This is a genomic window from Lactiplantibacillus songbeiensis (genome assembly GCF_005405125.1).
Classification (GTDB): Bacteria; Bacillota; Bacilli; order Lactobacillales; family Lactobacillaceae; genus Lactiplantibacillus; species Lactiplantibacillus songbeiensis.
This window is the reverse complement of record NZ_BJDL01000008.1, coordinates 22,962-36,886: the sequence shown is the minus strand read 5'-3', so window position 1 is coordinate 36,886 and position 13,925 is coordinate 22,962. Positions and strand designations below refer to the sequence as shown.

Sequence of the window (13,925 nt, the reverse complement as noted above, 5' to 3'; positions counted from 1 at the left end):
TCCCCCTTAACTCCTAACTCATAACGTCTTGGTACAACTGCAAATAAGTCGCGGCCGAAGCCGTCCAACCAAAGTCGTGGCTCATCGCCTGTTGCTGTAATTGCCGCCAAGCTTTCGGCGTGTCGTGATAGACCCGACAGACTTGGTTCATCATCTTGCGTAAGACGGCCGGCTGGAAATCATCAAAGCCAAAACCGGTCCCCGCCCCCGTGAAACGATTATACGGGGTAACGGTATCCTTAAGACCGCCGACTAGATGAACTAACGGCAAGCTGCCATACCGCATCGCCATCATTTGTGACAAGCCACACGGTTCAAACGCAGACGGCATCACAAAGCAATCACTACCGGCATAGATCAGCTGCGCCAAGTTCACATCAAACTTAATCTGCGCTGCCACTTGCTTAGGATAAGCAGCCTGATAGGTCTTAAAGGCATTTTCTAACGCTGGTTCACCAGTCCCCAAAACAATCAATTGCGCTTTTTGCGCCATTAAAAAGTCATTTAGACTATCCAGTAAGACATCCATCCCTTTTTGCTTGGTCAGCCGGGACACGACGGCAAAGACCGGCACATCGGCCACCGGCAAGCCCACCTTTTTTTGTAAAGCCGCTTTATCCGTTGCCCGTTCTGTCAGCGAATTAACACTGAAGGGTGCCGGCAAAGCTGGATCAATCGCCGGATCATAGCGCGTCGTATCAATACCGTTCAAAATACCGTGAAGCTTCCCTTGATTCGCACGTAAGACACCATCTAACCGTTCACCAAAAGCCGCGGTCTGAATCTCTTCGGCATAGCTTGGTGAGACCGTCGTAACGGCGTTGGCAAAGTTAATCCCGCCTTTTAAGAAGTTCACTTGGTCGTAAAAGGCAATCCCGTCATCCGTAAACGTCTGGGTGCCAATCCGAAATAAACTGTCGAGCACGATTGGGTCATAGATCCCTTGGAACTGCAAATTATGAATCGTTAAGACCGTTTTAATTGCCTGATAGGCCTCAATCCAGTAATACTTTTCAGCCAACAGTACTGGAATAAACGCGGTGTGCCAATCATTTAGATGTAAGACATCGGGAACATAGGCCACGCGTTCCATCATTTCGCAGATGGCCATCTGGAAGAAGGCAAACCGTTCGCCATCATCCCAATAGCCGTAAAGCCCCTCACGACCGAAATAATCCCGATTATCGATCAAGTAATATTGCAGCCCATCTAAGGTGAGTGTTTTGATCCCGCAATATTTCGCTTGATCACCAACTTGGACCCAGAAATGGGTGACATCCGCCACTTGATCCTGATACTCATCCGGGAAAAGTTGCTCGTAATAGGGTAAGACGATCCGTACCGTCGCCCCCGCAGCCGTCAACGCCTTTGGTAATGCGAGACTCACATCGCCCAGTCCCCCAGTCTTATAGAACGGCGCAGATTCTGCGGCGGCAAACAAGATCTTAGTCACTGGAAACCACCTCCGCTTGTTGAAAGATATGCTGGCCTTTACTGATGACCAGCGGCTGATCCGGCCGGCCTTTCAAGACTAGGTTAGGTCCAATGACCACATTCTTATCAATGACGACATGCTCAATCTTCGTCCCAGCCCCAATCCGGGTGCCTTGCATAATCACAGCATCCTTAATCTGGCTGCCACGATTAATCAGAACGTTCCGGAAGATGACTGAATGGTCAACTTGGCCTTCGATATAACCACCGGTACCACACAGACTCGCTCGGAACTGTGAGCCTTGCGCGAAGAAAGTTGGAATTTCATTCTTCACTTTGGTGTAAATCCGCCGTGAACTGTAAAATAACGCTCGGAAGTTATCTTCATCTAAAATCGCCATATTCGCCGCGTAATAGCTGGCTAAGTCGTGAATATTGGCATAAAAGCCAGTATATTCAAACGCATTGGCATTGTGCTGAATCACTGCTTGCTTCATCAATTCTTCTAGACTAATCAAGTCACCGCGCCGATTGGCTTCTTGTAAGATGTCAATCAAATCAACCGTACTCATCAAGTAAATATCCATATTCTTGGCAGCCTTTTTCGTTGTGGCTTTCAGCTTGGCTTTCCCAGCCGGTACGACCGCCGTCGCCATGCCTTTATCCGTCAGCTGCAAAATCGTGTTGGCTGGGGTTAATGTCTGCGGATCCACACTCTTATAGACCGTGGTGACTGGATTATCACGTTCTTCGTGATAGCGAATCAATGCTTTTAGATCAATATTACCGACATTGCGAGTACTCATCACCACTGAATATTCACTATGACTCCGTTTTAAGAAAAGGATCGTATTGTCATAGTAATGATGGATCAACGTCGCCTTTTTCTCCGGTGAGACTAGCTTCAAATCATTATAAGGATACGTAAAGAGCCCCCCACGAATCGTATCCAAATTCCAATCACGGCCGCTCCGCAAATGGTCCGCAACTGACCGCCCGGAACGTGGCGTAGTGACCATCACATTTTGAATGCCGGCATTGATCACACTGGACAATGGAAAGTCCAGCAGCCGGTACCGGCCGCCAAATGGTAACGTTCCAACTGGGCGACTAGTGGTCAACGGCTCTAACGCTTCCCACGGTTCGACTAAATTAATAATTGCACTAACACTGCCTCGTTTCATGGCTGTTGCACCCCCACTACTTCGTTATAGCCCACAACGGCAATTTCCGTTGGCGTCCCTTGCACGATAGCATCGTCGCCAATTACCGCTTCTTCACCAATTAACGCATGGTCGATGACCACGTTTTTCCCAATCGTGGCACCGGGCATGACCATACTATCCACGACCCGACTACCCATGCCGACTGACACCCGTTGTGACAAGATCGAATGGTCGACTTCACCAGCTACATAACAACTGTCGACAATCATCGAATTATTGACCTGACTCGTATCCGTCAAAAACATCGGCGGCAAGACTTGCGCCTTGGAATAAATCCGCCAATTCCGATCGCCAATATTTAAGCGGTTATGCGGTGATAAGAACTCCATATTGGCTTGCCAGAGGCTCTGAATCGTCCCAACATCGCGCCAGTATCCTTTAAACGCGTACGCATACACAGATTCGTTATGCGCCAGATAGGACGGAATCACGTTCTTCCCGAAGTCTTCTAACGACTTATCGGTGGCATAACTCTTCACCAAATAATCACGTAAGGTCGGCCAGTTAAAGATATAAATCCCCATTGAAGCCTTATCACTCTTAGGGTGTTCCGGCTTTTCTTCAAATTCGATAATCCGATCTGTTTCGTCTGTATTCATCATCCCAAAACGCCGGGCCTCTTGCTTGGTGACCGGGATAACGCCGACCGTCAACGACGCCTTTTTCGCCTTGTGATAGGCCAGCATCGCATCATAGTCCATCTTATAGATATGATCTCCAGATAAGACTAATAAATACTTTGGATTCTGCTGATCGATATATTCAATGTTTTGATAAATCGCGTGCGCCGTACCTTCAAAGAACTTTTCGCCTTCCGTCGAGGAGTACGGTTGTAAGACCGTGACCCCGCCGTTTAAGTCATCCAACCCCCAACTAGCCCCGTTGCCGATATGCGCATTGAGCTCTAAAGGTTGATACTGCGTAATAACGCCCACCGTATTCACTCCGGAATTGGCGCAGTTACTCAGCGTAAAATCAATAATCCGATACCGCCCGCCAAATGGCACCGCGGGCTTCGCCGTATCTTTCGTCAGCTTCCCTAAACGGGTTCCCTGACCCCCAGCTAAAATAATCCCAAGCATCTCGTTATTCATGTCTCCGACTCCCCTTCTTAACATCACGCGGCCGAATCAATAGCGCCCCCATCGCCGGCAAAGTCACCTCAAAACTGGCCGGTTGACCATGATACGGCGTTTCAGTCGCAGTAAACGTAGTTTCTAATTGTGTCCAAGTTCCACCAAACGCTTTGGCTTCAGTGTTCAATAACAACTCATAGGTTCCGGGATACGGCACCCCAATCCGATAACGCCGCCGCTCAACTGGTACGAAGTTAAACGCCGCAATGACAAAGCTGAATTTGCGTTTGGCTTGGCGAATAAAAGCCATCGTTGAACTTTCAGGATCATCCGTGTAGGTGTAAACCATCCCAGCTTGGTCGTGATCCAGTTCCCATAACGGGCGATTGTCCCGATAAACGTGATTCAGTGCCGCTGTAAACTGTTGCATCCGCTGATTCAAAGGATCAGCCAAATCAACCCATTCTAACTGGCTCCAATCCCGCCACTCTAAGAATTGACCCCATTCTGCACCCATAAAGTTCAATTGTTTGCCCGGAAAGGCCGCAAGATAGACGAACATCGTCCGCAAATTAGCGAACTGATTGTAGCGGTCCCCTGGCATCTTATGCATCAGTGACTTTTTGCCATGCACGACTTCATCGTGCGAAAACGGCAAAATAAATTGTTCATCATACATATAGACAAAACCAAACGTTAACAAGTTAAAGTGGTCGTGACGAAACAGCGGGTCCATCATAAAGAAATCCAGCGTATCGTGCATCCAACCCATGTTCCATTTATAGTTAAATCCTAAGCCGCCGTGGTCCACACGCCCCGTCACTTGCGGATAGGCGGAAGATTCTTCGGCAATCATCAAGATATCGGGATGCTGCTGAAAGACCGTTGTATTTAACTCCTGTAAAAAGGCGATCCCTTCTAGATTCCGATTATCCCCATACTGGTTCGTCTGCCCCTCGCGCCCTGCATCATAGTCGAGATAGAGCATATTAGACACCGCATCAACTCGCAACCCATCCAGATGACAGTCAGTTAGCCAGAAGAGGGCACTAGAGATCAGAAAGCTCTGGACCTGCGTCTTACCAAGATCAAAGTTCCACGCCCCCCAGCGATGATTATCTGCCCGCTGTGGGTCCGCATACTCAAAAGTTGCGGTACCGTCATAGCGATACAAAGCATCATAATTCCGAATAAAGTGCCCCGGTACCCAGTCGACTAACACGCCGAGATTGGCTTGGTGACACTGATCAACGAAAGCTAAAAAGTCATCGCGTGAGCCAAACCGACTCGTTGGGGCAAAGTAGCCTAGCTGCTGATAACCCCAAGATGCGTCTAACAGATGCTCCATCACCGGCATCAGTTCAATATGCGTATAACCTAGCTGCTTAACGTACGGAATCAATGCCGCAGCTAATTCTTGATACGTATAGTAGCGATCATCATTCTGCCGACGCCATGACCCCAGATGAACTTCATAAATATTGATCGGCCGGTGCTCCGGCTGCATCTTTTTCCGCCGCGCCATCCAGAGACTGTCATGCCAATCATGCGTCATCGGTGCTGTAATAATGGCGGCATCCCCCGGCTTCTTCTCGAACTGTTGCGCAAAGGGATCAATTTTCAGTTGGGTCGCCCCATCAGCCCCCGTGATTTGAAACTTATATAAATCGCCAACTCGAACCGACTTCAACTGACCAGTCCAAATCCCAGTAGTCACGTTTAAATGCAACTGCTCCGGCTGCCAGTCGTTAAAACTCCCGACGACCGCGACAGCTTGAGCCTGTGGTGCCCACACCCGAAAGCTCGTGTCGGTTGGCGTCCAATGACTGCCTAAATAATCCTGACTGCGAAACCCCTTACCAGTGTTAAACAAATAAGCTAATGTGTCTGTTGCTGCTTGTGACGTTGTCAAAAGATCGACACCCCCCAATATTGTGATGACTTGAACAAAAGCTTGCCTTAGCTTCATTATACGAACGTTCATCAATCTTGCCTATCCTTGGTTAATTGACCGATAAAATTAAGCTTATCGCTAACAAAAGCCTAGGCAGTCCCGTTTAGACCAATTAATTGGGAGTGCTCTGGAAACTGTTCAACCATCACTATCCACAGGAACCGCGTCAGCTCGTCCTTTTGGTTCGATTTCGTTAAAGATTAAGATTTCCTTAAGAAAGCCACTTAAACTGTGCTCGTTAAGTCACTCAATTACCAAACCAATAAAAAAAGCTAATTACTTGATTACTATCACTAGTAATCAAGTAATTAGCTTGAAAGTAACGTTGATTTTAGTTGCGAATCTGTCCATTCCCATCAATCACATACTTGTAAGACGTTAATTCATTTAAGCCCATTGGACCACGGGCATGTAATTTCTGCGTTGAAATTCCGATTTCCGCCCCGAAGCCGAATTCAAATCCATCCGTAAAACGGGTGGACGCATTGATATAGACACAAGCGGCATTGACGCGTTGTTGGAACAACTTACCGGCTTGATAATTATCAGTAACAATCGCTTCAGAGTGTTGCGTATTATACCGATTGATATGTGTAATTGCGGTCGCTTCCGAATCAACAACCTTAATCGCAATAATCAAATCATTATATTCCGTTCCCCAATCAGCGGGCGTCGCCGGGACGACATCCGGGACAATCGCTTGGGTCGCTTCATCACCACGCACTTCTACCCCTTGGTCGCGTAAAGCTTGCACAATGGTTGGTAAGAATTTTGCAGCGACGGCTTGATGAATCAAGACCTTTTCCGTGGCATTGCAAACGGATGGCCGTTGGACTTTACCATTGACAATAATCCGCGTCGCCATTGGGAGCTGTGCGGCTTGGTCAACATAAACGTGACAATTACCGGCCCCTGTTTCGATCACCGGCACGGTGGCTTGTGACAACACCGCTTGAATTAGTCGCGCACTCCCACGTGGAATTAAGACATCCACATAATCAGTGAGCTGCATGAATTTCGCAGCGGTGGCATGTGACGTATCTTGAATAAGTTGAATCGCATGGGCATCCACGTCCGATGCTGTTAAAGTCGCTTGCAACACTTTTACCAAAGCTTGATTCGAATGCAAGGCTTCTTTACCACCACGTAAGATAACCGCGTTCCCTGCCTTAAAGCAGAGCGCTGAGGCATCGACAGTTACATTTGGCCGTGCTTCAAAGATCATCCCAATGACCCCTAATGGCACCCGTTCTTTAGCGATTAATAATCCAGCCGCATTTCGCCAAGCATGATCAACATTGCCGATTGGATCAGGTAATGCCGCAACTTGTTGTAACCCAGTCGCCATCGCTTGAATCCGATCAGCCGTTAAAGTTAGCCGATCGACAAACTTAGCGGGCACTTGGGGATTCTCTAAGTCTTGCGCATTAGCGGCTAAGATCTCATCTTGATGGGCTAACAATGCGTCCGCCATCGCCGTTAACACGTTATTTTTTTGCGTACTCGTTAGTAGGCCTAATGCGTAACTCGCTTGTTGCGCCTGTTCGCCCAGTTGCTGTAATGTTTCATTCGTTGCTTCCATGATTCATCCTCCTTCAATCGACTACCCAAATAAGGTACCGACTGGTTCACCCGCTAGGATCTGGAAAATAATGGCCGGATCGGCACCATTAGCTAAGATCATTTGACCATTAGCCTTCAGCATCCGTTCAGCGGCCTTTAACTTAGTGACCATCCCACCTGTTCCGAAACGGCTACCACTACCACCAGCAAGCGCGTAAGTCTGGGCATCGACCGTCGCAATGTGCGGCAATAATTTAGCTTTCGCATCGGCATGCGGATTACCATCATAAAAACCATCAATATCTGATAGCATAATTAATAGGTCCGCATCAATATTCGTCGCAACAATCGCGGATAATTGGTCATTATCACCAAACTTAGTTTCATGATCCAATTCATCAACCGCTACCGTATCATTTTCATTAACGATCGGTACCACGTCTTGTGCAAGTAGCGCTTCAAACGTATTTAAGACGTTTTGATGACTCTTCGGATAGACGAAGATATCCCGCGTTAATAACAATTGCCCAATTTTTTGTTCATAGATTGCAAAGCGTTCTTTATAGATTGAGAGTAGCTCAGCTTGGCCAATCGCCGCAATCGCCTGTTGCTCTGGAATGGCTTTAGGGCGTTGCTTTAAGCCCATATAGTTCAGACCGACCCCAATCGCCCCTGACGAAACGAGAACGACTTCGCGATGATGATGTCGCATGGCACTAACCACGAAAGCCAACTGATCGATAGCACGTAGATTGATCGCGCCATCTGGATAAACTAACGTACTAGTCCCAACCTTAATCACAACCCGTTTTGCTCGTAACTTGCGCATCTCTTCCACTATTGCACCAACTTTTAAATTTTTTTGTTTCACGTGAAACATTTTGAGTATGCTGTTGCCACTCTGGTTGGACCAGAATTGGCTGGAACGTGGTGGACACGTTTGGAAGCCAAATGTGGGCTTCTACAAGCCAGGGGGTTATCTAAGTCGAAAAACCACCGACTAAGATAGACGACACCACTGAGCCCATAACCTCAACCAGTACCAAGCATACTTTGATTATTATTTATGTTTAATTTCAGTTTTCATATAATTCGTCGTTGCCGGACGATTAGCGTGCACGACCCCGACATTAACCGCTAGGACCACTAGCAAGATACCAAAAGCCAATAAAAATAGGCTGCGGTAAGACCAATTATCAATGATTAAGCCGCCAAATAGCGGCCCCAATGAGCGACCAAACGCACAAAAAGCCTGGACTAAGCCTTGATAACGCCCCTTCGCACTGACTGGCGATAACTGGCTCACTAGTGTTGGCATCGCTGGTGACCAAGTCGCTTCACCAATCGTCAATAAGACCATCGCAAAGATAAAATGCGGATAGTCATGGGCAATCACGAGTGATAAAAAGGATAAACCGACAAATAGCATGCCGAAAAAGAATTGATGATACAGGCTTTTTATTCGATCACCTAATAAGCTCAAAATACTCTGAATCACAACTAGTAAGCCTGCATTTACGGTCCATAAGAAGCTATAATTGCGTAACGGCATGCCCAGGTTGGTCATGTAGACGGATAAATTGCTGACCCATTGTTCGTACAATAACCAAATGATAAACAAACTCACAAAGAAGGTCCAGACGATCCGCGCATTGGCAGTCGGCAAGTGAACATCGCGGGCCTGCCGCGGATCAACGCCGGTAACGTCCACAGTATCCACATTATACTCTAATAAAGCGATGACTAAGAAGATAAGATACAGTCCGGTCGTCATTGAGAATAATGGCGCCATCCCCATCGCATATACGAGTCCCACAAACATCGTCCCAAAGACCACACCCAGGTTGGCTGCTAAGTACATCAGCGTAAACGTTCGGCGAACTTTTTGACGAGGGACGCTGGCAGCTAGGGCATTGAACATCGTATTCAACCACCCACTGGCAAAACCAGTAATCACTAATAAGACTGGATACCATGGCCAACTATGCCAAAAAATCAGCAAGAAGTTAGCCGTCCCATTGATCAAAATACCCATTAATAACAAATAATACGGGTTACTGCGGTCAAAGATTCGACCACCCACCGTACTGGCACAGACATTCGCAATCGAATTCAACATCAACACGACACCAGTCTCAGTCAACGACTTGCCTAAAACATTATGCATATAGATCGTCGTTAACGGCCAGATAAAGCTCATCCCAATGCTATTCATGAATTGACCAGTAATCAGCCATGGAATCCCAATCGTTTGTTTTTTCGTCATCGCACCACCGCCCTTGAAAAAAATCGTTACTAATTTTATCATAACAAAATTTATCTCAAAAAGCTTAGTCAATTTATATTGCAACCAATCACGATCGCGGTGACTAGTCGATCACTTCACCATTAACACTTATTGAAAGTATCATTGTAGACTAATCTTAATCACAGTGATTATTTAGAAAAAAGGCCCCAGAACACTTTACCTATCACTTTCCGACCCTGTATAATTTAATTATTACTTACTTGGAGGGAAACCAAATGTCTTTGAAAAAAACCGTTGGATTAGTAATCATCGGCTTAACCTTATTGAGCGGTTGTAGCACGACCACGACCCGCGCACCTAAAACTATTATCAAGCATCAGACCAGTATCGTTGATCATCGCACAACTGCTGATCAAGATGCCTGGTCTGCAGCCCGGGCGGTTAGCCGGGCTAATGCCGCTTCAGCGAAAAAGTTAGCCAAGCAAACCACAGTGCTAGCAAAAGCGTCCTCTGAAGCTAATTCACAATCAAGTGATTTGGCTGATCAACGTGAATCTGTTAAAGCCGCTTCACAGGCTGCTGCAGATTCTGCATCCAAAACAGCTGCGTCACAAGCTAAGCAAGCTAGTAAGAATGCCAAAGCTGCGTCGGAATCAACTGCTGAAACGCAGACTAGCTCAGCCAAACAAACTACCGAACACGCAAATCGTTTTTCAGGTAATACCGATACCGCTCAACAAGGCGTCATTATTGGCAATAAACGGTCTAAAATCTATCACGTTTACAGCCAGCATAATTATCGAATGGCTGGCAAAAACGTTGAAACATTTAATACCGAAGCCGAGGCGCAAGCAGCCGGTTATCGAAAATCACTACGCTAATTTATTCGGAGGACTCTGATCATGCATATTTTTGTTGGTTTAATCATCTTAATCGCGACCCTCTACTGGTGCTGGGCTTTGAAACAACGTAAACACTATCAAGGCAAACAATGGCGTCATCACGCTTGGCCCGCAATTTTTCCTTTATTAATTAGTTTGGGCTTACTTGGCACAACGCTTTGTGGCTGGTTAATGCTGGGACTGCTGATTTATTGGAGCTGGTACCTCATTACTCGACAGCATTATCGTGGCAAACAGTTAGCTAAACATGGTTGGCCAATCCTATTGCTAGTCTGGATCAGCCTAGGTCTGATTGGCAGTTCAACACCTGAAGTCCCTCAAACTAAGGTTAAAGTTGAAACCGTCAAAAAGACACATACCATTACAGTAAAAAATGATACTGAATTACAAAAACTGCAAGCTGCCAACAGTAGTTCAACTAGTAGTTTAAAAGCTCAGGCAACAAGTTTGGCGAAACAGAAATCACAGGTTGATAAACGCAAAGACAAAAATAAGACTGATGGGGCCACTAAAACTACGGCTGCCACTACCCTTAAAACTGGCACTAACCCTAGTCCTACAAGTCTAGCCGCCCAATCTTACACTGGTCAGCAGACAATAACCGTCAATGACAATCAGCCTGCTTTCTCAGCAGCTGACTTAACAACGAGTCAAGGTGCATGGCAGCGTTATGGTAACCTTGACCAGCTCAATCGTGTCACCGCCGCGAATGCACTACTAAATCAATCGCTCATGCCCAAATCTCAGCGGGCACCCTTGACCGTCACACCAACTGGCTGGCGAAATAAGAGAATTGCTAGCGGTTGGCTATATAATCGTAGCCATTTAATCGGTTACCAGCTCACTGGTCAAAATAACAATCCGAAAAACTTAATGACCGGGACACGCTCCCTAAACGCACCTGAAATGGTTACCTATGAAGATCAAGTTGCTGATTACCTAAAAACTGACACTAGCCACTACGTTCGCTACCAAGTGACACCCATCTTTAAGGGAAACGAATTATTAGCTCGTGGTGTTCAGATGCGCGGCCAATCAATTGGTAGTGAGGCAGTTAGTTTCAATATTTATATTTTCAACGTTCAAGCTGGCATGACCCTGAACTACAATGACGGGACTAGCCATATCACTAAGTAACCCAGCAATTAATTATCATCACATCATTAAAAAGCTGCTAGTCACAGAATATGATCTGTAACTAGCAGCCTTTTATATTTCGAAAGTCCTACTTAGCAGTAATCCAAGCCTTTAAGGCCACGCCAGTTCGTGATTTAGCCACGTTGATCGATTTCCGTGGCGTACCGCTATACTGAATCTGACCACCGTAGCGTCCGGCATCGGGGCCAACATCAATCAACCAGTCCGCCTGACCAATGACATCCAAATTGTGTTCAATGATAATCAGCGAATTACCAGCCGTCACTAACGCATTAAATAACGTCAATAAACGAGCCGTATCTTGCATATGCAAGCCAGCAGTCGGTTCATCCAACAAATAGATGGTGCCTTTTTTACCAAGTTCGACCGCTAATTTAAGTCGTTGTAACTCGCCACCAGACAATGTAGTTAGAGGTTGGGCCAAGGTTAAATAGCCTAAACCTACGCGATCCAAATTCGTCAATTGCACGGCTAATCTAGGTGTCGCTTGGAAGAAAGTCACCGCGGCGCTCACTGACAACTGTAGGACTTCGGCAATATTCTTCCCTTGATACGTGTACTGTAACGAGTCGTCACTATAGCGTTTTCCATGACAAAGCTCACAAGTCTGCACGACCGGATCCATAAAAGCCATGTTCGTAATCGTGACCCCTTTACCTTTACAACGCGGACAAGCACCTTTGCCATTATAGCTGAACAAGCTAGTCCCCACTCGCTGATTCGCCAGACTAAATAACTTGCGAATCTCATCCAAAAGTCCCAAGTAAGTCGCGGGGGTCGATCGACTATTGAGTCCAACCGGCGCCTGAGCTAGATCGATATAAGGACCCTTTAATTGGCTTTTCAAGGCGGTCACCAATGAAGACTTCCCCGAACCAGCCACACCAGAGATAACGGTCATCACGCCCAATGGCACATCCACATCAACCTGTTTCAGATTATTTTGGGTAACCTGGCGCAAAGCTAATTGCCCGGTTGGTTGCCGTTCAGCGCCCCAATGATGGGTCTGGCGCAGCCATTTACCAGTCAATGAATCCGACGCCAATAGTTCAGGGTATGTGCCAGTAAAGGTAACTTGACCACCACCTTGGCCGGCTTGTGGCCCCATTTCAACCACATAGTCTGCAAAATCAATCATCGCGGGATTATGTTCCACAATCAAAATGGTATTGCCCTTATCCTTCAATCGTGTCAACGCTTGTTTGACCAGCTGAATATCATGTGGATGCAAACCCACGCTTGGTTCATCCAAAATATACACCATATCGACTAAGGCACTGGTGAGATACTTGGCAATCTTAATCCGCTGCGCTTCCCCACCGGACAATGAGCTCGTCCCCCGATCCAGCGTCAAATAACCTAAACCAATATCAACTAATGACTGGATCTTCGTCCGCAACTCACGGACAACATCCGTCGCTAACGGTGCGGTAATCTGCTGTAGAAAGCCAAGCACGTGCCGCAAATCCATCGCCGTCACCTCAGCAATGTTTTGACCATTGATCCGATTAGATAAGACGACCGGCTTTAGACGCGTCCCTTGACAATCAGGACAAGGTTTCCGCGTCACGATTTGAGAAATAGCCTCCCGATGATGCTCCGCTTCCTTTTTACCAATCACCGAGCGCCGAATCCGGGGGACGACCCCTTCATATAACGCTGTCCGTGGGAACCCGTCACCCGGATGTTTGAGCTTTTGCTGAGGCGCGTGCATCAACAAGTCGTATTCGGCGGCTGAGTAATCCTTAATGGGTTTATCATTGTCGAATAAGCCGCTCGTTGCGTACCGCCGCCAACGCCAAGTATCAGGACCAAAGCTAACAAACGTGATGGCGCCTTGATTCAACGACTTATCTGGATCAATTAAATGCTGTTCATCAATATCATCGACATAGCCTAACCCCTGACAAGTTGGGCACATGCCTTGTGGTAAATTGAATGAGAAGCTGTCGGAATAACCAATAAAAGGCTGGCCAATCCGTGAAAACAACAGCCGCATCAACGAGTAGATTCCGGTATAAGTCGCCAATGTTGAGCGAGCATTCTTCCCCAAGCGCTGCTGCTCAATCACAATTGCTACTGGTAAATGATCAATCTCACTGACATGTGGTTGACCGTATTTGGGGAGATACTGTTGCGTAAAACTGGGAAATGTTTCATTCAATTCCCGCCGTGATGCCGCCGCAATCGTATCGAATACCAGTGACGATTTACCAGAACCGGACAAGCCGACAAATACGGTTGTGTCGTACTTCGGTACTCGCAACGACACATGTTGCAGATTATTTTGCGTTGCATCGTTAATCTCAATAAAATCACGCTTAAAAACTGGTTGCATTCAAGTTACCCCTCTCACTTAACCGT

The 13,925-nt window shown here is 46.8% G+C and carries 10 protein-coding genes; 2 read left to right on the top strand and 8 right to left on the bottom strand.

Annotation, left to right across the window (positions count from 1 at the left end):
- Positions 1-13 precede the first annotated feature (13 nt).
- The 7 genes from glgA to FFM77_RS02915 all read right to left on the bottom strand — a co-directional run bounded on the left by glgA (position 14) and on the right by FFM77_RS02915 (position 9,519).
- A complete protein-coding gene (gene glgA / locus FFM77_RS02945; RefSeq protein ID WP_137634252.1) occupies positions 14-1,453 on the bottom strand; it encodes a glycogen synthase GlgA in 1,440 nt (479 codons plus the stop codon).
- Positions 1,446-2,618, bottom strand: a complete 1,173-nt coding sequence (gene glgD / locus FFM77_RS02940) for a glucose-1-phosphate adenylyltransferase subunit GlgD (protein WP_137634251.1) — start codon at positions 2,616-2,618, stop codon at positions 1,446-1,448. Before glgD ends, glgA begins: the two co-directional genes overlap by 8 nt.
- Positions 2,615-3,754 (bottom strand): glucose-1-phosphate adenylyltransferase, encoded by a 1,140-nt coding sequence (locus FFM77_RS02935; protein ID WP_137634250.1) that lies wholly within the window; start codon positions 3,752-3,754, stop codon positions 2,615-2,617. Before FFM77_RS02935 ends, glgD begins: the two co-directional genes overlap by 4 nt.
- Positions 3,747-5,705, bottom strand: a complete 1,959-nt coding sequence (glgB, locus tag FFM77_RS02930; RefSeq protein WP_137634332.1) for a 1,4-alpha-glucan branching protein GlgB — start codon at positions 5,703-5,705, stop codon at positions 3,747-3,749. Before glgB ends, FFM77_RS02935 begins: the two co-directional genes overlap by 8 nt.
- A 316-nt stretch (positions 5,706-6,021) precedes the next feature.
- Positions 6,022-7,272, bottom strand: a complete 1,251-nt coding sequence (locus FFM77_RS02925) for a glutamate-5-semialdehyde dehydrogenase (RefSeq protein WP_137634249.1) — start codon at positions 7,270-7,272, stop codon at positions 6,022-6,024.
- Between the two features lie 21 nt (positions 7,273-7,293).
- Positions 7,294-8,082 carry a glutamate 5-kinase gene (proB, locus tag FFM77_RS02920; protein ID WP_171001541.1) on the bottom strand — a complete coding sequence of 263 codons (789 nt, stop codon included), beginning with the start codon at positions 8,080-8,082 and terminating at the stop codon, positions 7,294-7,296.
- A 231-nt stretch (positions 8,083-8,313) separates the two neighbouring features.
- On the bottom strand, positions 8,314-9,519 hold the full coding sequence (locus FFM77_RS02915; RefSeq protein ID WP_137634248.1) for an MDR family MFS transporter: 1,206 nt from the start codon (positions 9,517-9,519) through the stop codon (positions 8,314-8,316).
- Between the two features lie 257 nt (positions 9,520-9,776).
- On the opposite strand from FFM77_RS02915, the gene FFM77_RS02910 reads away from it, so the two are divergent.
- Positions 9,777-10,382 (top strand): sunset domain-containing protein, encoded by a 606-nt coding sequence (locus FFM77_RS02910; protein ID WP_137634247.1) that lies wholly within the window; start codon positions 9,777-9,779, stop codon positions 10,380-10,382.
- Between the two features lie 192 nt (positions 10,383-10,574).
- Positions 10,575-11,540, top strand: a complete 966-nt coding sequence (locus FFM77_RS02905; RefSeq protein ID WP_137634330.1) for a DNA/RNA non-specific endonuclease — start codon at positions 10,575-10,577, stop codon at positions 11,538-11,540.
- Positions 11,541-11,628: 88 nt separating this feature from the next.
- On the opposite strand, the gene FFM77_RS02900 is transcribed toward FFM77_RS02905, so the two are convergent.
- Positions 11,629-13,899, bottom strand: a complete 2,271-nt coding sequence (locus FFM77_RS02900; protein ID WP_137634246.1) for an ATP-binding cassette domain-containing protein — start codon at positions 13,897-13,899, stop codon at positions 11,629-11,631.
- Positions 13,900-13,925 lie beyond the last annotated feature (26 nt).

What these genes read in the sequence shown, in the direction of transcription:
- FFM77_RS02925 (WP_137634249.1), bottom strand. Translation starts at nt 7,272, where the DNA reads ATGGAAGCAACGAATGAAACATTACAGCAACTGGGCGAACAGGCGCAA.
- FFM77_RS02900 (WP_137634246.1), bottom strand. Translation starts at nt 13,899, where the DNA reads ATGCAACCAGTTTTTAAGCGTGATTTTATTGAGATTAACGATGCAACG.
- FFM77_RS02935 (WP_137634250.1), bottom strand. Translation starts at nt 3,754, where the DNA reads ATGAATAACGAGATGCTTGGGATTATTTTAGCTGGGGGTCAGGGAACC.
- FFM77_RS02910 (WP_137634247.1), top strand. Translation starts at nt 9,777, where the DNA reads ATGTCTTTGAAAAAAACCGTTGGATTAGTAATCATCGGCTTAACCTTA.
- FFM77_RS02905 (WP_137634330.1), top strand. Translation starts at nt 10,575, where the DNA reads ATGCTGGGACTGCTGATTTATTGGAGCTGGTACCTCATTACTCGACAG.
- glgB (WP_137634332.1), bottom strand. Translation starts at nt 5,705, where the DNA reads ATGAAGCTAAGGCAAGCTTTTGTTCAAGTCATCACAATATTGGGGGGT.
- glgD (WP_137634251.1), bottom strand. Translation starts at nt 2,618, where the DNA reads ATGAAACGAGGCAGTGTTAGTGCAATTATTAATTTAGTCGAACCGTGG.
- FFM77_RS02915 (WP_137634248.1), bottom strand. Translation starts at nt 9,519, where the DNA reads ATGACGAAAAAACAAACGATTGGGATTCCATGGCTGATTACTGGTCAA.
- proB (WP_171001541.1), bottom strand. Translation starts at nt 8,082, where the DNA reads ATGCGCAAGTTACGAGCAAAACGGGTTGTGATTAAGGTTGGGACTAGT.